Source organism: Paenalcaligenes sp. Me52 (genome assembly GCF_050487965.1).
GTDB lineage: Bacteria > Pseudomonadota > Gammaproteobacteria > Burkholderiales > Burkholderiaceae_B > Paenalcaligenes.
Genome location: NZ_JBKQFO010000001.1, coordinates 479,901 through 498,260 on the forward strand (window position 1 = coordinate 479,901; position 18,360 = coordinate 498,260).

Annotated in this window: 23 protein-coding genes; 6 read left to right on the plus strand and 17 right to left on the minus strand. The window is 51.2% G+C overall.

Annotated elements, in window-relative coordinates; all coding sequences use genetic code 11:
* The first annotated feature begins 1 nt into the window (after window position 1).
* Window positions 2-868: an MOSC domain-containing protein gene (locus ACLO87_RS02190; RefSeq protein WP_430222674.1), complete on the plus strand. Its 867-nt coding sequence runs from the start codon at window positions 2-4 to the stop codon at window positions 866-868.
* On the opposite strand, the gene ACLO87_RS02195 is transcribed toward ACLO87_RS02190, so the two are convergent.
* From ACLO87_RS02195 to ACLO87_RS02210, 4 genes are read right to left on the minus strand one after another with little or no spacing between them, the layout of a single operon-like run.
* A complete protein-coding gene (locus tag ACLO87_RS02195) occupies window positions 869-1,915 on the minus strand; it encodes an NAD(P)H-dependent glycerol-3-phosphate dehydrogenase (RefSeq protein WP_430222675.1) in 1,047 nt (348 codons plus the stop codon).
* A gap of 5 nt (window positions 1,916-1,920) precedes the next feature.
* Window positions 1,921-2,433, minus strand: coding sequence for a protein-export chaperone SecB (gene secB, locus ACLO87_RS02200; protein ID WP_135867041.1), 513 nt, complete (start codon window positions 2,431-2,433; stop codon window positions 1,921-1,923).
* A 43-nt stretch (window positions 2,434-2,476) separates the two neighbouring features.
* Window positions 2,477-2,734, minus strand: coding sequence for a glutaredoxin 3 (grxC, locus tag ACLO87_RS02205; protein WP_135867043.1), 258 nt, complete (start codon window positions 2,732-2,734; stop codon window positions 2,477-2,479).
* A gap of 27 nt (window positions 2,735-2,761) precedes the next feature.
* Window positions 2,762-3,172, minus strand: coding sequence for a rhodanese-like domain-containing protein (locus tag ACLO87_RS02210; RefSeq protein WP_135867045.1), 411 nt, complete (start codon window positions 3,170-3,172; stop codon window positions 2,762-2,764).
* Between the two features lie 91 nt (window positions 3,173-3,263).
* Between ACLO87_RS02210 and gpmA the strand changes: the two genes are divergently transcribed.
* The 4 genes from gpmA (at window position 3,264) to ACLO87_RS02230 (ending at window position 7,901) form a co-directional block, all read left to right on the plus strand.
* Window positions 3,264-4,010 (plus strand): 2,3-diphosphoglycerate-dependent phosphoglycerate mutase, encoded by a 747-nt coding sequence (gene gpmA, locus ACLO87_RS02215; protein WP_135863107.1) that lies wholly within the window; start codon window positions 3,264-3,266, stop codon window positions 4,008-4,010.
* 1 nt (window position 4,011) lies between these two features.
* Entirely contained in the window at window positions 4,012-5,529 is a 1,518-nt protein-coding gene (locus ACLO87_RS02220; protein WP_430222676.1) for a murein hydrolase activator EnvC family protein, read from the plus strand.
* Between the two features lie 116 nt (window positions 5,530-5,645).
* On the plus strand, window positions 5,646-7,136 hold the full coding sequence (locus ACLO87_RS02225; RefSeq protein ID WP_135863103.1) for a S41 family peptidase: 1,491 nt from the start codon (window positions 5,646-5,648) through the stop codon (window positions 7,134-7,136).
* A 12-nt stretch (window positions 7,137-7,148) separates the two neighbouring features.
* Window positions 7,149-7,901 carry a HesA/MoeB/ThiF family protein gene (locus ACLO87_RS02230; RefSeq protein WP_135863101.1) on the plus strand — a complete coding sequence of 251 codons (753 nt, stop codon included), beginning with the start codon at window positions 7,149-7,151 and terminating at the stop codon, window positions 7,899-7,901.
* On the opposite strand, the gene ACLO87_RS02235 is transcribed toward ACLO87_RS02230, so the two are convergent.
* The 6 genes from ACLO87_RS02235 to ACLO87_RS02260 form a co-directional block, all read right to left on the minus strand.
* Window positions 7,898-8,656 carry a pyrimidine 5'-nucleotidase gene (locus ACLO87_RS02235; protein WP_430222677.1) on the minus strand — a complete coding sequence of 253 codons (759 nt, stop codon included), beginning with the start codon at window positions 8,654-8,656 and terminating at the stop codon, window positions 7,898-7,900. The two genes, ACLO87_RS02230 and ACLO87_RS02235, sit on opposite strands and share 4 nt — an antisense overlap.
* Window positions 8,656-9,555 carry an acetylglutamate kinase gene (gene argB / locus ACLO87_RS02240; protein WP_135863097.1) on the minus strand — a complete coding sequence of 300 codons (900 nt, stop codon included), beginning with the start codon at window positions 9,553-9,555 and terminating at the stop codon, window positions 8,656-8,658. The genes ACLO87_RS02235 and argB overlap by 1 nt, the downstream gene beginning before the upstream one ends.
* 91 nt (window positions 9,556-9,646) lie before the next feature.
* Window positions 9,647-10,156 carry a TlpA disulfide reductase family protein gene (locus ACLO87_RS02245; RefSeq protein WP_135863095.1) on the minus strand — a complete coding sequence of 170 codons (510 nt, stop codon included), beginning with the start codon at window positions 10,154-10,156 and terminating at the stop codon, window positions 9,647-9,649.
* The gene (locus ACLO87_RS02250) at window positions 10,153-10,875 is read right to left on the minus strand and encodes a BON domain-containing protein (RefSeq protein WP_135863093.1); all 723 of its coding nucleotides are present in this window, start codon (window positions 10,873-10,875) and stop codon (window positions 10,153-10,155) included. The genes ACLO87_RS02245 and ACLO87_RS02250 overlap by 4 nt, the downstream gene beginning before the upstream one ends.
* Window positions 10,875-11,468, minus strand: coding sequence for a phosphoheptose isomerase (locus ACLO87_RS02255; RefSeq protein WP_135863109.1), 594 nt, complete (start codon window positions 11,466-11,468; stop codon window positions 10,875-10,877). The genes ACLO87_RS02250 and ACLO87_RS02255 overlap by 1 nt, the downstream gene beginning before the upstream one ends.
* Window positions 11,469-11,622: 154 nt before the next feature.
* Entirely contained in the window at window positions 11,623-12,084 is a 462-nt protein-coding gene (locus ACLO87_RS02260; RefSeq protein WP_430222678.1) for a YraN family protein, read from the minus strand.
* Window positions 12,085-12,118: 34 nt separating this feature from the next.
* Here ACLO87_RS02260 and rsmI point away from each other — a divergent pair, with 34 nt between their 5' ends.
* Complete coding sequence (gene rsmI, locus ACLO87_RS02265; RefSeq protein ID WP_430222679.1) at window positions 12,119-13,057, plus strand: 16S rRNA (cytidine(1402)-2'-O)-methyltransferase; 939 nt, start codon at window positions 12,119-12,121, stop codon at window positions 13,055-13,057.
* On the opposite strand, the gene ACLO87_RS02270 is transcribed toward rsmI, so the two are convergent.
* The 7 genes from ACLO87_RS02270 to lptA form a co-directional block, all read right to left on the minus strand.
* The gene (locus ACLO87_RS02270; RefSeq protein ID WP_430222680.1) at window positions 13,058-13,966 is read right to left on the minus strand and encodes a septal ring lytic transglycosylase RlpA family protein; all 909 of its coding nucleotides are present in this window, start codon (window positions 13,964-13,966) and stop codon (window positions 13,058-13,060) included. It lies immediately after the preceding gene.
* Entirely contained in the window at window positions 13,963-14,838 is an 876-nt protein-coding gene (gene rapZ, locus ACLO87_RS02275) for an RNase adapter RapZ (RefSeq protein WP_430222682.1), read from the minus strand. Before rapZ ends, ACLO87_RS02270 begins: the two co-directional genes overlap by 4 nt.
* Window positions 14,839-14,910: 72 nt before the next feature.
* On the minus strand, window positions 14,911-15,846 hold the full coding sequence (gene hprK, locus ACLO87_RS02280) for an HPr(Ser) kinase/phosphatase (protein ID WP_430222683.1): 936 nt from the start codon (window positions 15,844-15,846) through the stop codon (window positions 14,911-14,913).
* Window positions 15,821-16,309, minus strand: coding sequence for a PTS sugar transporter subunit IIA (locus ACLO87_RS02285; protein ID WP_135863084.1), 489 nt, complete (start codon window positions 16,307-16,309; stop codon window positions 15,821-15,823). Before ACLO87_RS02285 ends, hprK begins: the two co-directional genes overlap by 26 nt.
* Window positions 16,310-16,466: 157 nt before the next feature.
* Complete coding sequence (gene hpf, locus ACLO87_RS02290) at window positions 16,467-16,793, minus strand: ribosome hibernation-promoting factor, HPF/YfiA family (protein WP_135863082.1); 327 nt, start codon at window positions 16,791-16,793, stop codon at window positions 16,467-16,469.
* Between the two features lie 153 nt (window positions 16,794-16,946).
* Window positions 16,947-17,723: an LPS export ABC transporter ATP-binding protein gene (gene lptB / locus ACLO87_RS02295; protein ID WP_430222684.1), complete on the minus strand. Its 777-nt coding sequence runs from the start codon at window positions 17,721-17,723 to the stop codon at window positions 16,947-16,949.
* A 9-nt stretch (window positions 17,724-17,732) separates the two neighbouring features.
* The gene (gene lptA, locus ACLO87_RS02300; protein ID WP_135863078.1) at window positions 17,733-18,356 is read right to left on the minus strand and encodes a lipopolysaccharide transport periplasmic protein LptA; all 624 of its coding nucleotides are present in this window, start codon (window positions 18,354-18,356) and stop codon (window positions 17,733-17,735) included.
* Between the last annotated feature and the right edge of the window lie 4 nt (window positions 18,357-18,360).

Here is an 18,360-nt window from a genome sequence, read left to right on the forward strand (position 1 = left end):
CATGAGTGTTCGTATTAGCGCGTTATACAGTTATCCCATTAAATCGTGTGCGGCAGTGCAGCTCTCGCGCAGTGCTATTTCACCCTCTGGGTTGGAGTGGGACAGGCAATGGGTGATGGTGAATGCTGAGGGTGAAAAAATGACCCAACGCACTATTCCACGCATGGCCTTAATACAACCCACTATCGAAGCCGAACACATGCGCCTGCAAGCGCCTGGCATGCCAGATATTTTGGTAAGTCTACAGCGTGTAGAGCAGCCCCCCATCGTAGATGTGCAAATCTGGGCTGATTGGACACGAGGCCAAGACGAAGGTGATGCTGTTGCTGAATGGCTGTCTACCTTTTTGGGTATGTCGTGTAGGTTATTGCGTGTGCACCCTACCGCGCATAGGGCAGTGAGTGCTACATGGTCACGTAAGTGGGCTGATAGGTCAGGTGAAAGCGCCGAGTTTTTACAGAAAGGGATGTTCGGCTTTGCCGACGGTTTTCCTTTTTTGATTTGTAATGAAAGCTCGTTAGATGAGTTGAATAGCGAGATACGCCTACAGCAAGGCACTGAGATACGTATCAATCGTTTCAGACCCAATATCGTGGTGCAGGGGTTAGATGCGTACGAGGAAGACTACGTGCAAAGCTTGCAGGGTGGTGGCCATTATTTTGCACGCCTGAAAAACTGCACCCGTTGTCCGTTGCCTAACGTGAATCCAGAAACTGCCGAGGTAGGAGACCAGCCAAGTAAAGCCTTGGCTAGCTCTAGACGTTCAGAGGCAGGGATATTGTTTGGGATTAATATGGCGCTGTATCAAGCCAGCGAAAGCCCATTCATTGAGGTAGGGCAAACGCTGGAAGTAGAGTACGACGTGTAATTACGCGCTTTCTTTGCGCGGATCACGCGCTAACAGGGTTTGCACCGCCTGACGGGGGGGTAAGCCTTGTTGCAGCACCTGATATACGGCCTCGGTAATGGGGGCGTGTACATTTAAGCGCAAAGCAATGGTGCGAGCGGCTTCAGCGCAACGCACACCTTCGGCAGTCATGCCGGAGCTTAATATTTTTTGCAGATCTTCGCCTTGGCCTATGGCCAATCCCACTCGTCTGTTTCTAGACAGATCGCTGGTGGAAGACAGCACGAGGTCGCCTAGCCCAGTTAAGCCCTGGAAGGTTTCAGGTAGGCCACCCAGCCCTACGCCTAAGCGTTGAATTTCGGCTAGGCCTCGGGTGATCAAGGCCGCTCTAGCATTGGCGCCTTGGCCCAAACCATCGCCTATACCACAGGCAATGGCAATAATATTCTTGAGTGCACCACCCACTTCTACACCAATGACATCGTGACTGCTGTAAATACGCGCTTGCGTACCGTGTAACAAGCTGACGGCGCAGTGCATGAGATCAGTGTTGTTGCTGGCAATGGTCAATGCTACAGGCAGGCCTTGGGCGACTTCAATCGCAAAAGAAGGGCCTGACAGCACACCGTGGTGTAGCCAGTCGTGGTGAGGGGTGTGTAGCTCAGCAATGACGTGTGGCAGATCGCCACTTTGTGCATCAAAGCCTTTGCAAATATGTACCAAATGCACAGGGTGTTTGCGTGTGCTTGGTAAAAAATCAGAGAGTAGGGTACAGAGCTGCGCCAAACCTGCTACGGGCACCCCCAAAATAATGAAAGCAGGGCTTTCATCGTTTCCTAGGGCGTGTTGCATGGCTGTTTCCAGCGATGCAGTGGCAGACAAACCCTCTGGTAGCTGTATATCAGGCAGATAGCGTTGAAGACTATGCTGCTGATTGATTTCAGCCACACTAACTGGGTCGCGTGCCCACAGCATAGTTGGAGCATTGGCGTGACACAGCACGGCTAATGCCGTGCCGTAACTACCGGCTCCTAGTACGCTGACACGTGGAGGCGCAGAACTGTGCATCCGAGTTACTGGATAGGTTGGTTTTGTGCTTCGGAAGCAGCTTGCTGTTGAGCTTCGGCTACGCGTTGCTCGTACATCTGCTGGAAGTTCACTTCAGTCAGGTGCAGTGCTGGCAGTGTGGTGCGAGTGATCGCATCAGCTACGGTAGCGCGTAGGTATGGGTACAACATAGTTGGACATACGATGCCCAGCAGTGGGTCCAACTGTTCAGCTGGAATGTTTGCTGCTTCAAAAATACCGGATTGTGTTGCTTCGATCAGGTACAGCACTTTGCCCTGAATACGGGTGGTAACCGTAGCCGTGACAGAGGTTTCGAAAATGCTTTCAGCCAAACGCTGAGCACCAACTTTCAGCTCAACTTCCACGTTAGGCGCTTCTTGTTCCAAGAAGATTTGCGGTGCATTTGGCATTTCCAGTGAAAGGTCTTTCACGTAAGTGCGTTGCAGGCTGAAGCTAGGTTGTGCAGCTTGTTCGTTGGCGGCTGCAGCATTGTTTTCGGGTGTGTTCTGTTCGGACATGAGGGTTCCAGAAAAAGTGAAAGTTACAGATACCGTTGAGTAATTAGGATTCCAGCAGCGGCACCAGTTCGCCTGCTCGGTCTAAGGCAGCTAAATCATCATAGCCACCCACATGGGTATCGTTAATGTAAATTTGGGGAACGGTACGACGCCCGGTGCGCTCCATCATGATGGAGCGTTGCTCGGGGTCACGATCGATCAGGATTTTTTCAATGTGTTCGACACCGCGCTGTTTAAGCAGCATCTCAGCCCGTACGCAGTAAGGGCAGACGGCGGTGCTATACATAAGAACTTTTGCCATGATAGTGTCAACAAGCGTAAAAAAGTGTTAGGACTTGCGCACAGGCAAGCCAGCTTCAATCCAGCCTTGTAGGCCTTTATCCAAGCTAAATACCTTATCAAAACCCAGTTTACGCAAAGTTGCAACAGCCTTAGAAGAGGTGCGGCCTTGCTCGCATACCACTACAATAGGCTTATCTTTAGCAAAGTGATTGCTACGGCTTTCCAAATCAGCCATCTGAACGTTTTGTGCTTGCGCAATATGAGCGGCTTTGAACTGGTCAGCTGAGCGGATGTCGATGATCACTGCATCGTGCTGGTTCATTTGAGCAACGGCTTCAGAGGGACCAATAGGGCGGCCATTACGGTTTTTAGTGAAGGCTGGTAATAGAAGCATGATGCCGGAGAGCACGGCAACGACTAAAATTAGCAGATTGTTTTGACTGTATAAGAATTCCACGATAAATCCTGATGAAAGCCGGAAATGAATGGTTGAAGGGTTTAATTATAAAATGGACAGCAATTTTTAACTTAGAGGCTGTATTTTTACCATGTATAAACTTGTATTGATGCGTCATGGCGAGAGCCAGTGGAATCTGGAGAACCGTTTTACCGGTTGGACAGATGTAGATCTGACTGAAGCTGGCCGTGAACAGGCCCGTCAAGCGGGCGAGTTACTCAAAGCCAATGGCTATGAGTTCGACATCGCATTCTGCTCAGTGCTCAAACGCGCCATCCGTACTCTGTGGATCGTTCTCGATACCATGGATGCTATGTACACGCCCGTAGGCATGAGTTGGCGCTTGAACGAGCGTCATTATGGCGCGTTGCAGGGTTTAAATAAAGCAGAAACTGCAGAAAAGTACGGCGAAGAGCAAGTACATATCTGGCGTCGTGCTTATTCCATCGGCCCTGAGCCCGTCGCTGAAGACGATCCTCGCCACCCACGTTTTGATCCACGTTACAGCCGTCTGAAAGCTGAGCAATTGCCTGCTACAGAATGCTTAGAGACAACCGTAGAGCGTGTAGTTCCTTTCTGGAACGAATCTATTGCTCCTGCTATTCGTGCTGGTCGTCGCGTACTGGTGACTGCTCACGGTAACAGCTTACGTGCGTTGATCAAGTACTTGGATAACGTATCCGAAGAAGAAATCGTTAATCTGAACATCCCTACAGGCCAACCTCTGGTATACGAGCTGGATGAAAACCTGAAGCCTATTCGTCACTACTATCTGGGCGACGAAGACGCTATTGCGGCACAAATGCAAGCCGTAGCTGCTCAGGGTAAGGCGAAATAATATGCGTCGTGGCGTGCTCTTGCTGTGGTCATTATTGGCTGCTTCCCCGCTCGCGGTGGGGGCAGAAGACTTACAGTCCCGACAAAATGAGGCGAGACAGCAGCAGCAAGAGTTACGCCAACGCATACAGTCGTTGCAGCGAAATATAGAAAAAGCGGAAACTTCCCGCCAAGATGCAGCCCAAGCGTTGCGTACTACGGAAAGTGCTATTTCTGACACGGACAGACGTTTACTGGAATTAGAGCAGCGCTCCAAACAGGTGCAAAAACACTTGGGCGAGCTGCAAGCACAAACCAGTGAGCAAGAAAAACTGCGTGACCAGCGTCAACAAGAGCTAGCAGAGCAACTACGTGCTATGTATGCCAGTGGTTTATCGCCATGGGCCGCGTTATTGTCGGGGGATGATCCTCAGGCTATACAGCGTGAACTCGGTTACTTGTCGTATGTCTCACAAGCGCAGGCAGAGAAAATTCAAGCCTTGCATGCTACGTTGCGCAACCTAGAGCGGTTGAAAGCGAACGAACAGTTATCGCAGCGTGAGCTGGCACAGCTCAGTGAAGAAAGCGAAAAAAAGAAAGAAGAATTAGTGGCTCAGCAAGCTGAACGCAGCCAAGTATTGGCGCGGGTACAGACAGAGTTGAACCAACAGCGCGGACAAGCGTCGCGCTTGCAAAATAATGATGAGCGTCTGGGCAGGCTGATTAGCGGCTTAGATGTTGAAATTGCTAGACAAGCAGAATTGGCCAGACAGGCTGAGCAGCGGCGTCGTGAAGCCGCTGAGCGTCAACGCCGCGAAGCAGCAGAAGCGGCCGCTCGCCAACAGGCAGCAGATCGCCAAGCACGTGAAGTAGCTGCCAGACGTGCGGAAGAGATACGTTTAGCTGAAGAGCGCCGCCGTGCTGAACAGGCTCGAGAGCCATTGCAAGTAGTGCAAGTGCGCCCCAGAGATGGTGTGGTGGCGGTAGATGCGGCAGAAACACCTCGTGAACGTATACGTATTACGGAATCCACTCCCCCCGTGGCTACACCGCCGCCACCTCCACCAGTACGTGAAGTGGTGCGTGCGGCTCCACCAGAACCCACTCCTGCGCCTGCTACGCCTATACGTGAAGTGCCTAGAGGTGGTTTTAATGGTTTGTCTAAGGGCTTGCCTATGCCTGTGCAAGGTACCGTGCAGGGGCGCTTTGGTGTAGATAGACCAGACGGTGGAGGTAAGTGGCGCGGCATCATGATTCGTGCTGACCAAGGCCGTGCAGTGAAAAGCGTAGGCGCAGGGCAGGTGGTATATGCCAACTGGCTGAATGGCTACGGGAATTTGTTAATTATTGATCACGGTAACGGTTTGCTCACAGTTTATGGGCATAATCAAAGCTTGTTGAAGCAAGTGGGTGATGTGGTAGGTGTTGGTGAAGAGGTGGCGAGAGTAGGAGCAACAGGGGGGCAGGTTGAACCCGGTTTGTACTTTGAAATCCGTCAAAATGGGCAGCCCGTTAACCCTCAACTATGGTTGCGGGGCTAGGCAGATGGCGGTATTCTTTACCTCTACGCAGGAAGTGTCTGTTGCTCAACCTTTAAAAATAGTGCGAGTGCTGTCCCATAGGGCAGTACCAAATAATTCGAGATTACAGGAAATACATGGCTAATCGCAGGCTTCGCGGAATTGGATTAATAGGCTTAGGTGCATTGGGTGGGGTGCTGATCAGTCTAACCGTCAGTGCAGTGGCCCAACGAGGTGAGCCGCTACCATTGCGTGAACTGCAACAGTTCGCCAATGTGTTTTCAGCCATCAAAAGCAGCTACGTAGAGCCCGTCTCCGATCAAGCACTGATTGGTGATGCGATCCGTGGCATGTTCGCTGAACTAGACCCTCACTCCACTTATTTGGATGCTGAAGCATTCCAAGAAATGGAAAATATGACGCAGGGTGGTTTCGGTGGCTTGGGTATTGAAATCGGTAGTGAAGACGGTCGCCCTAAAGTGATCTCTCCTATCGAAGACTCCCCAGCTGCGAAGGCCGGCATTATGGCGGGTGATATCATCACGCAAATTGATGGTAAAGCTACCAAAGACATGAGCCTGAACGACGCCATCAAGTTAATGCGCGGTGAGCCACAAAGCTCTGTGAAATTAACGATTCAACGCGCTGGGCAAGATAAGCCTATAGACATCACCATTGTTCGCGATCTGATCAAAGTACAGAGCGTACGTGGTAAGAAGCTGGATAACGACTTGATGTACGTGCGTATTGCACAGTTCCAAGAGCGTACTGCAGCTGACTTGATTCGCCAGTTGCGCACTTTGAGCGAAGGCTCCACGCCACGTGGTCTGGTGCTAGATTTGCGTAACGACCCAGGTGGTTTGTTAGAAAGCGCTATTGGCGTAACCTCGGCGTTTGTGGAACCAGGCAAATTGGTGGTTTCTACTAAAGGCCGTATCCCATCGTCTAACCGCGAATACTTTGCTAAACCTATGGCATCGGTATTGAGTGATTTGCGTGGTGATCCAGAAGCCTTGCGCTCGCTAGGCTGGTTGCGTGAAATCCCAATCGTTGTGTTGGTGAATGCAGGCTCTGCGTCAGCGTCTGAGATTGTGGCTGGTGCATTGCAAGACCACAAACGTGCAACGATTTTAGGTGGCAGATCCTTTGGTAAAGGTTCGGTACAAAGCGTACTGCCTTTGGGCGAAGATTCCGGTATCAAGCTGACTACAGCGTTGTACTACACACCACAAGGCCGCAGTATTCAGGTTACGGGTGTAGAGCCAGATATTTTGGTAGACGATACTGCACAAGGTAATTTGTTCCGCTTGCCACGTGAAGCTGATTTGCAGCGCCACTTTCATAACGAAAACGGCGACGACGAAGATGCGCAGAAAGATACGGAAGAATACGTGGCTGAGCCCAAAATGTTTGAGTTCGGTGGTGCTGACGACTTCCAGTTAATGCAGGCTGTTAACTTCTTGGAAGGCCGTGAAGTAAAAAAATCAGACCCTAGCACTGTGGTTGAGACACCAGCTGATGCTGAGTCTGACGATGCTCAAAAAAAAAGAGTAGCGCCGACACGCAATAGTGATGGGGCTGAGCGGTTTAAAGTCACACCGCACGGACTAGAGCCTGCCAAGCCTTAAGCTGAGCCAGCGATGAACGATCAGCATTTGATGCGCTATGCACGCCATATTCTCTTAAATGAATTTGGCGTGGAAGCGCAGGAACGCATAGTGTCCTCACATGCCCTTATCGTAGGGGCTGGTGGATTGGGTTCTCCTGCTGCCTTTTATCTGGCAGCTGCTGGTGTGGGTACCTTAACGTTAGTGGACGACGACGAAGTAGAGTTAAGCAACCTACAGCGTCAAATTCTGCACACCACTGATCGCATAGGCATGCACAAGGCAGAATCTGCCAAGCTCAGCCTGCATGCGCTGAATCCTTCTATTACGATTAATACGGTATGCCAGCGTTTAGATGAAGACGCGCTGCAACCGTTGGTGATGGCGGCTGATGTGGTGCTGGATTGCACCGACAACTTTGCTACGCGCCATGCCATTAATCGTAGTTGCTTGCGTCACCGTAAGCCATTGGTATCGGGAGCTGGTATACGGTTTTCGGGTCAGATCAGCGTGTACGATCTGCGCCAACCTACCGCACCCTGCTATAGCTGCTTGTTTCCTGAGGCGGATGACGTGGAAGAACTGCGTTGTGCGACTACAGGGGTGTTTGGGCCTGTTGTGGGCACGATAGGCTGTATGCAAGCAGCAGAGGCACTGAAGCTGTTGGGTGAGTTCGGTGAGCCGCTGGTAGGGCGTTTGCTGAGCTTTGACGCATTAACTGCCAAATGGCACAGCATACGCTTCCAGCAAGACCCTGGTTGCGAGGTATGCGGGCAGCCAGATTAACGGCTGCTGTACTCCACCAGTTTTAGCTTACGATGGCGTTGAGCCAAGTCTCGTATGCTATGAGTGCGTAAATCCACATAACTATTTCTACCTCGGTGCAGCGCCGAATGCGGTGTGCCGGGGTTAAAAATGTGCACGGTTTGCATGCCCAATTGCTTGGCGCTTTTTAGGTTGCGCAGAGTGTCTTCTACTAAGACGAACTGTTCAGCAGGAACGGCAAAACGGGCTTGTAGCTGTTGCATCAATGCCAGTGAAGGCTTGGGCCTGAAGCGACCTTGCAACTGCATATGCTCAATCGCCCAAATCTCATCAAACAGTGACTGCATACCCAATAGCTGCAAGACGTCGCGTGCGTAATGCTCTGGTGCGTTAGTGAGCACTATTTTGCGGCCAGGTAGGCGGTTCAACTGATGGATGATGTCATCTTCAGCAGACAGCAGCGGCTGCAAATCAAAATTATGGCTACGGTGCAAGAAGGCTTGTGCGTCTACGCCATGATGGCGGTGTAGGCCAATCATGGTGGCGCCATAGCGCTTCCAGTACTTCTGACGCAATGCGTTGGCTTCATCCATGTCTACACGCACGAATTCAGCGACGGCTTCGGTCATGCTGCGATCAATGGCTTGGAAGATGCCGTGAGAGGCATTGTGCAGGGTGTTGTCCAGATCAAAGAGCCAGACAGTATGTGGAGCTGTTGTTTGCGGATAATGCCGCCCACTGCGGGTACGCAGCGGGCGTTGCGGAGGATGCTGCATTAGTGCGCGCTAATCATGGTGCCTACACCACGATCGGTCAGGATTTCCAACAGCAAGCAGTGCGGTACACGACCATCAATTACGTGCACAGAGTTCACACCGTTGCGGGCTGCATCCAAAGCAGAGGAGATCTTCGGCAGCATGCCGCCGGAAATCGTACCGTCTTGGAATAGCTCATCAATAGTTTGTGCTGACAAACGACGCAGCAAATCACCATTCTTGTTCAGTACACCTGGGGTGTTAGTCAGCATAATCAGCTTTTCTGCACCCAGCACTTCAGCCATTTTTCCAGCCACAACGTCTGCGTTGATGTTGTAGGCACGACCGTCTTCACCGTAACCAATAGAAGAAATCACGGGGATGAACTGGTCGTCTTGCAAGGCTTTCACTACCGCAGGTTCGATGCGAGTAATGTCGCCCACAAAACCGATGTCGATCATGTTGTCAGGATCGCTGGCATCAGGCAGGTATTTTTTCTTCACTTGGATCAAGCAGCCGTCTTTACCGGTTAAGCCCACCGCTTTACCGCCAGCTTCGTTGATCATCATGACGATGTCTTGTTGAACTTGGCCGCCTAGCACCCATTCCACCACTTCCATGGTTTCGGCATCGGTGACGCGCATACCTTGAATAAAGGTACCTTCTTTGCCAACGCGTTTTAAGGCGTCGTTAATTTGTGGTCCACCACCATGGATCACAATAGGGTTTAGGCCAACTAGCTTCAGTAGCACCACGTCGTGGGCAAAACTGCGCTGCAATGCTTCTTCAGTCATGGCGTTGCCGCCGTACTTAATCACTACCGTTTTACCGTGGAATCGACGGATATAGGGCAGGGCCTCGGAAAGAACTTCCGCTTTAATGGTGGGGGAGGAACTTGGTGATTCGCTGGAAGTGGTCATCTCGGTGTTCACATGCAAAGATGAAAGAAAACCCGGGAAGCGTTAGCGCCCGGGGTCTGAATGAATACTGTACTACCAAATGACGGAAATTTTAACTGGCAAGTGCTTTTTCAAGGGTATTGATGAAGGTTTGCTTGTCGTAATTTCCCACATAACGCCGCAGGATGTTCCCTTTTTTATCAATCAGGAAAGCCGTAGGGGTTAAGCGTACATCACCAAAGGCTTTAGCAATGTTGCCATCTGCGTCACGCGCCACCATAAAGGGCAGTTGTCGTGTGCTGGTAAAGTTACGTACGTACTCTTCGGGATCGTGCTTCATGGCGACGCCAATGACTTCAAAACCTTGATCGGCATAGTCAGTGGCGTATTGGCTGGTATCGGGCATTTGCGCTACACAGGTAGTGCAATCTGTGGCCCAGAATTTCACCAGTACTACTTTGCCTTGTAAGGACGCCATGCTGATGTCTTCGCCTTCCAGTGTGTGGAAGGTGACATCAGGGGCTTTAGTGCTGGAATCAGAGTCAGAGTCACCACAGGCGGCTAGGAAGCCTAGCACGCCAATCAGCATCAGTTTAGACAGTAATGAAAACAGTTTGCTCATTGAACAGGCATCGCGACAGGGCCATTATCCAGCGAGCCGGATGAGGCGGGTGGAGTAGAGGAGGTATTGCTACTGGTGTTAGAGTTGTTTGTGCTGGTTTGGTTCTGTTCTTGCTGCACGCTGGCAGGACTCACATATTCAAACAGCTTAACAACCTTGTTCACACCCTCTACGCCGGCAGCGGCAATGGCCGCGCGTTCGCCTTCGGTGGTAGTGACTTTACCTTGCAGGTAAACCACGCCACGCTCGGTGGTGACACTGATGGTACGACTAGGTACTTCTTTGGTGTTGATCAAGGCCGTACGTACTTTGGTGGTGAGCCAACTGTCGTTCGAGCGTACGCTTAACGAGGTGACGTCACCCACGCGCAAGTAGTTATATACCTTACGTACTTTGGCTACTTTGCTGATGTTTGCTTCAGCTTGCTGACGCAGTTCTTCAGTAGGTACATCGCCTACCAGCAGTAGATGCCCAGCGTAGGAGTTGGTGTTGATGCGTGCATCCTGTTCGCCAACCAGTTTACGGGCTTCCGCGCCCGCTTTCATTTCAATGCTCTGGTCTTCAACCTGCTCGCCTGCTGTACGTCTGTCGGTTGCGACACTAGCCGTTGTAGCAGCTACGCCACCTACGGCAATAGCAGCGCAACCGCTAAGCGTGATGCTGCCAGCTAAACCTAGAGCGATAAGAGAAAGGCGGGTGGTACGAACAGAAAAAAACATTATTCAACATCTCCGAGTAGGAGCGCATCAATACCATCACACATCGCATGCAGCATGAGCATGTGTACTTCTTGAATACGCATGGTGCGTTCGTGTGGAACACACAGGTGAATATCGGTGTCACGTAGCATCTTACCGATTTTGCCACCACCTTTACCGGTGAGAGCAATTACGACCAGATCACGTTCGTGGGCAACCTGAATAGCACGCATCACGTTTTCTGAGTTACCGCTGGTGGAAATCGCTACCAGAATATCGCCGGTTTGCCCAAGGGCAGCTACTTGGCGCTCGAACACAGCATCAAAGCCGTAATCGTTACCCACAGCAGTCAGAATAGAGGTGTCGGTGTTCAGGGCTATACCCGCCAATGGTAGGCGATCGCGCTCAAAGCGCCCTACCAATTCAGCAATAAAGTGCTGGGCATCTGCAGCCGACCCACCGTTACCGCAGGCAAGTACTTTGCCGTTGTTCGTCAGGGTGGCGAATAAAAGTTCAACAGAGGCAGCCAGTGGCTCGGTGAGCTCCTGGGCGCTGAGATAAAGCGCTTCGGCAGAATCGTCGAAGTGCTGGGTCATTTTAGCGATCAGATCCATGATGTTGATTATCGCATGATCAAGAATTGAGGTGAATGCCGTAGCAACAGTTCCCACGATTATGACACTTCTGCCTGCATAATGGGGCGTACTCTAGTATAGAGTGGGGGCGCTTTCTACAGGTTATAGCGTGAAAGTGCAAAAAATCGCAACCTTATGTAAACGCATCAGGAATCCAGAGCAGTTCAGCGTCAGTAAAAGCCACAACATCGAAGCGACAAGGTGGCAGTTTTCCACCGAAATGTTGTTGGCAAAGGTGGGAAAGCAGGAAAGATGCAGATAGGCGGATACGTTGTTGTTTGCTTCGGTTTACACTGGCGGCTGCTCCGTCAAAGTATGCGTGGTGACGATAGCGAACTTCAACGAACACTAGCGTGTGTTGATCTGTGGCGATGAGATCTATTTCCCCGAAAGGGCTAGTAGCATTGCGCGTCAGTATGCATAGACCTTGCTCTTGCAAATACTGTGCAGCACGATCCTCATAGCGTTGTCCTATGCGTTGGGTGGGGGATTGCCGCAGGTGCTTAGGTTGAGTGATGCCGCCACGGGTGCGTCGTTGCAGTGCACGACGTTGAGCAAGACGTGCCAGAGCGGCAGGGGTAAGTGGCTGGCTCATGGTGAAGGATAATTTGAGAAGGTGACTACGTAGTATGGATGAGATCAAGATAGAGCAGGGCATGGGTGTGACAGTTCAGAGCCTGTTGCAACGTACGGAAGAGCAGTCTTGGCCTGAATCCTGCTTGTATGTGGTAGCGACGCCTATAGGCAATCTGACAGATATGAGCTTGCGTGCATGGCAAGCCTTGCGTCGTTGTGATGTGATTGCCGCCGAAGATACCCGTTCTACCCGTCCGTTGCTGCAAGCATGGGGTGTAGATACGCCCTTGATGGCCGCCCATCGTCACAACGAAGAGCAAGCCGCTCAGCAAATTGTGGCAAAGCTAGAAGCCGGTCAGCGAGTGGCTTTGGTGTCTGATGCTGGGGCGCCTGCGGTGAGCGATCCAGGGTCGCGTATTGTGCGTAAAGTGCGCGAGGCAGGTTATAGGGTATTACCGTTACCGGGCCCTTCTGCCGTGATTACAGCGTTGATGGCGACAGGAGTAACCACTGACGAAAACCCATCTTTTGCTTTTGCAGGTTTTGTACCGTCTAAATCTATGGCCAGACGTAAATGGCTGCAGCAGTGGGATAGGTTTGATGGTCCAGTACTGATGTTTGAAGGGCCGCACCGCTTACGTGCTACTTTGCTGGATATGCTGGAAGTGTATGGCCCAGATCGTCAGGTAAGTGTGGCACGTGAACTCACTAAGCGCTTTGAGCAAGTACACACCTTAGCCTTGGCTGAGGTTGAGGCATGGTTGGATGCGGACAGTCATCACGAACAGGGTGAGTTTGTGTTGGTGGTGCATGCCAAGGCTCAGACCAGCACTCCAGAAGAGTCTGATATAGACGAGGTCACGCAGCAATGGATGCGTGTATTGCTCACGCAGTTATCTGTGAAAGACGTAGTGAAACTTGCGGGGCAGGCCAGTTCGTATAAGCGTGATGCGCTTTACGACTGCGCATTACACTTAAAAGAGCAGGGCTAACTATCGTATAGCTAAACTGGATACTATACCGGTCTCTTGCTCAATGCGACGGCCGGCATCCAGCGCTTCGGTACGGCTGTTGTAAGGGCCTATTTGCACACGATATAAATCATTGGTTGGCACTACGTGAGCTTCACGAAATTCCACGCTGCTGATTTTCTGATTCAGATGATCCACCAGTGAGTTTGCGCTTTGCTGTGCAGAGAACGCGCCAAACTGTAGATATACCTGTGGCACACCACTGTTTTCACTAATGGTGGTGAGCTTGCCTGTGGACGCGCTTTGGTAACCATCTTGAACAGGTTGCATCGTCGCTGGGCTTTGTATCGTGACAGGTGTGGGGCTGCCTTGGGCATAGGCGCCAGTACGTATATCGTCGTGGGTTATGGCTTCAACGATCACCGCACCACTGCCTGGCCCTATAAGCCCCAGCTTGGTGGCTGCAACATAGGATAGGTCAATAATTCTTCCGCCATGAAATGGCCCGCGATCGTTAATACGTACGATGATGCTTTGACCTGTTTGGGGGCGTGTGACCTTAGCGTAGCTAGGTAAGGGCAGTGTAGGGTGAGCAGCTGTCATGGCGTACATATCGTAGATTTCGCCATTCGCTGTTTTTCGACCGTGAAATTTTTTGCCATACCATGAGGCAGTACCCGTTTGTCTAAAGGGTTGATTGCCTGTCATGGGTACATATTGTTTGCCCATTACTGTGTAAGGGCGCATATTGGCGGGGGCGTGTTGTTCAATGCGAGGCTGCGCATTGGGGATGGATTGCAGATTTTTGGGTGGGTTAACATCAGGACCATCATCTTGATAGTAACCACCGCCGCCACGTTTGCTTGTGGTGCCGCATCCAGCAAGGATGGCGCTAAGTAAAAGAACGAAGAATAATTTGCTACGTATCATGGCACCGGATTGATGGGTGGTTGGTTACGATGGCGTACTAACAAAGGCGAGTGATGCGAGAAGCGTCTGGCCAATTGTTCCACCACATAGACAGAGCGGTGCTGGCCGCCAGTGCAGCCAATGGCTACAGTCAGGTAGTTCCGCGTGTCTTGCATGTAGAGTGGCAGCCAACGTTCAACAAAACTGGCAATATCATCCACCATGTTTTGTACGCTGCCAAAACGGTCTAGCCATTGAGCAACGGGTTCGTCACGGCCAGTAAGATGGCGTAGCTCGGCATCGTAGTGCGGGTTAGGCAAGCAGCGCACGTCAAACACTAAGTCGGCATCACCAGGTACACCACGTTTGTAGGCAAAGGACTCAAATGTGAGCACTACAGGCGCACGGTCGGCTTGAACCAAGTCACGTACCCAAGCACGTAATTGCCCTGGGGCCAAGTCGCTGGTGTCTATCACGTGCTCTTGTTCGCGCAGAGCAGCCATCATTTGGCGCTCGGCATCAATACAGGCTTGCAGTGAAGGAGCTTGGTTGTCTTGGCGCAGGCGGTCAGTCAGCGGGTGACGACGGCGAGATTCAGAATAGCGCTGTTTAAGTGTGTGGTCGTTGGCATCTAGGAAAATGACGCGCAATGCCACGCCGCTATTGCGTAGCTGCGTGAGAATACCAGGCAAGCTGTTCAAGTCACCGGGGGCACGTACGTCGATAGCAATAGCGACACGGTCCAGCTGGGTTTCAACGGAACGAGTGATAAATTCTTGCAGGAAGGGCACCGGCAAATTGTCTACGCAGGTGTAGCCTGTGTCCTCGAGCAAACGTAGGGCAACGGATTTACCAGAACCGGAAATTCCGGTGATAAGTACGACTTTCAGCATGGATGGTCAGCGACATACAGAAGGAAAAAATGGCCGGCATTACACCAGGACTGTCCAACTATCATACCAATTCTATACTACGCGCTGTTGACTGCTTTCCTGTATGGCTTGAGCTTGGCGCTCAATGAAATCACGCATGGTATCAATGCCACGAATCTTCAGGATGGTATTTCGTACAGCAGCTTCTACCAATACCGCCAAGTTTCGACCTGCTGCCACTTGCAGCATTACCTGTAAGATATCCACACCCAAAATGGATTGAGTGCGATCTTGCATAGGTAAACGTTCGAAGTCGGCGGGGTTGGCACGCATCAAATGCACAATGAGCTTGAGGTTCATTTTTCGGCGTACAGAGGTTTCGCCGAAGATTGTACGTATATCCAGCAGGCCCAAGCCACGTACTTCCAGCAGATTTTGCAGTAGAGCAGGGCATTGACCTTCGATCACGCTAGGGGCAGTGCGAAACACTTCTACTGCGTCATCGGCTACTAGGCCGTGGCCGCGAGAGATCAATTCCAGTGCTAGTTCGCTTTTCCCTAAGCCTGATTCGCCAGTAATCAATACGCCTAAACCTAGAACATCCAAGAACACGCCGTGCAAAATGGTGCTGGGTGCTAGACGCTTGTTGAGGTACACGCGCAGTAGATCAATGATCTCAGCGGCATCTAGAGGTGAGGCCAGTAGAGGAACGTGGTGATGTGCGCAAAAGCTCACCAAGTCTTCAGGGGCAGGCGCATTGCTAGCAATAATAATGGCAGGTACGCCGCCTTGAGCTAGTTCTTCCAAGTGGTGTTGACGTCGCTTTACATCAAAGCGGTGGTAGTACGAGAGCTCTTCCAGACCAAAAACCTGAATACGGGCTGGGTGAATCAAGTTCAAGTGCCCAAGCAGATCGGCGGCAGCCATGCCGGGATCCAGCAGGATATGGGCGGCGGATAATTCACCGGCCAGCCATTTGAAATTCAGACGTTCAGTGGTATCGCTAACAAGTTCCTGTATCGTCAACATGGTCTGGTTTATCCACATGGCTGGTGAGAAGTTGGTGGATGACAGCAGGATCTGTTTCTGTGTTCAGCGCGTGGCGCAGGTCAGGGTCGGACATCAGGCGGGCGATTTCAGCCAGCAAGTCCAAGTGCACCTGAGTGGCATTTTCGGGAACCAACAGAATAAACAACAGACTCGCAGTGCGGCCATCGCAGGCGTCGAAACGAACGGGTTCCGATAAACGAATAAAAGCCGCTAGCGGCTCTTTAAGATCTTTGATACGGCCATGTGGAACGGCAACGTTGTGACCCAGCGCGGTCGATCCTAGGCGTTCGCGTGAGAAAAGGCTTTGGAAAACAACCGTGCGAGCAATGCCCTGATTGTTTTCGAATAACAAACCTGCTTGCTCAAATGCACGTTTTTTACTGGTGGCTACCAGATCCAGTACAACATTTGAGGGAGGCAGAATTCGCGACAGTAAGTTCATGATTTACAGTACAGAGACTAGTGCGGGTAAGCACCGTCACATTAATGAGAGTTAAGCGCCATTTAATACGAAACTGCGGAAATAATAAAGCCCCATGTTACGGGGCTAGGTAGATGCAGCAATGTATAGGCCTACTGATTATAAAGTAACTCTGACTTTATAGTGAGGCGGATTCCATACGCTTGTGCGGAGTGTGTGCGTGATTCCCAACTTTGTCCTTGGCTTTGATGATTTGCCTTTCAACCTTATCAGCCAGTACATCAATGGCAGCATACATGGATTCTTCGGCAGCTTCACTGTGTAGGTCTTTGCCCGCTAGACGCAGGGTAACCTCGGCTTTGTGCTGTACGCGCTCAACTGAAAGAACGACCTGAATGCCTATGACGCTATCGAAATGTTTGCCGACGCGGCCAATTTTGTTTTCCACGTATTCGCGGATGGCTGGAGTGATTTCTACGTTGCGACCGGTAATGCTCAGACTCATATAAAGCTCTCCTGTGAGGTCAATATGCACAGCGTACGTGTGCGAAGGACAGTAAGTAAGGCGTGTTCTCCATATCTGTTATCGATGACTTCAGTATACATAAGTCAACGCCTTTGAGCATGATTCTGGTCAAAAATCCGTGTTTTCCCGTACCTACATTTTGAAGTGCTGACCCAGGTATACCTGACGTACGGCTTCGTTATTAATGATCTCGTCGGGATGGCCACTAGTTAGTACAGTGCCGTCGCTAATAATATAAGCACGGTCACAGATACCCAGTGTTTCGCGTACGTTGTGGTCGGTAATGAGCACCCCAATTTGGCGGGATTTCAAATACTGCACAATGCGCTGAATTTCGATCACAGCAATAGGATCCACCCCTGCAAACGGTTCATCTAACAAGATGAAACGCGGTTGTGTGGCCAATGCACGGGCGATTTCTACACGTCTACGCTCACCACCAGATAACGACAATGCAGTATTGGTGCGGATGTGGCCGATCTGCAGTTCGTCAATGAGGCGCTCTAGCTGCTCGTTGATTTGAGCCTTATTAAAGCGCTTGCCTGTTTGGCGGTCGATTTGCAGTTCTAGAACGGCACGAATGTTTTGCTCTACTGTCAGGCGTCTAAATACGGAGGCATCCTGAGGCAAGTACGACAAGCCCAACTGAGCACGCTTGTGCATAGGCAGAGCAGCAATAGGAGTGCCATCAATTTCGATACGGCCACGGTCAGCGGCCACAATCCCTACGATCATGTAGAAACTGGTGGTTTTACCTGCCCCGTTAGGCCCTAGTAAGCCTACTACCTCACCACTGTTCACGGTGATGGACACATCTTTTACGACGGTACGCTTGCCGTAGGTTTTGCTTAGCCCAGTGGCGATCAGGTGGCCTGTGGGCTCATTAGGAGTAGAAACGGTGTTTTCCATAATGCGTGATTAGCGTTTGGCGGCAGCAGAGGATTTGTTAGTGCACTCGGCCAGAGCAGCATCCGATTTGGAACGGTGACGCGTCACAGAGCGCACGCGCTGGTTAGGGCCAGCTGATTGGGGGCCACCGAAAGCTTCGTAGGTATCGGTATCTTGGTGGTACACAATACGCTCGCCACGAATGTTGTCTTGAGGTTGGCCGCATACATAGCGGGTTACCACGGCTTGGCCGATCAGAATCAATTGTTTGGCTTTGCCATCGTATTCAGCACGTAGGCTTTCTGATTTGATGTTCTCAAATTTTTCAGGTTTTTCTTGGCGCAGGTGTACGCGATCAGCTTGTTCTACTGTGGCCGTACCATATTGAAAACCATCGGCATCTTCGCGCATGGTTAGGCGGTCAGACGATAGCGTCATATTTCCGCGAGTCATGGTGACATTGCCCACAAAAACACTTTCGCGCTTGATGTCATCGTAGTGCAGCGTATCGGACAAAATCAGCGTGTCAGGCTCTTCTGCAGGGGGCGTGGTTTGCGCCGCAGCCATCGTAGTACCTAGCGCCAAAACAACCCCGGCACACCAAAGCAATGGGCGCGAGCGACGTGGCGTAAGAGTAGAAAGTGCAGGAATCATAGAG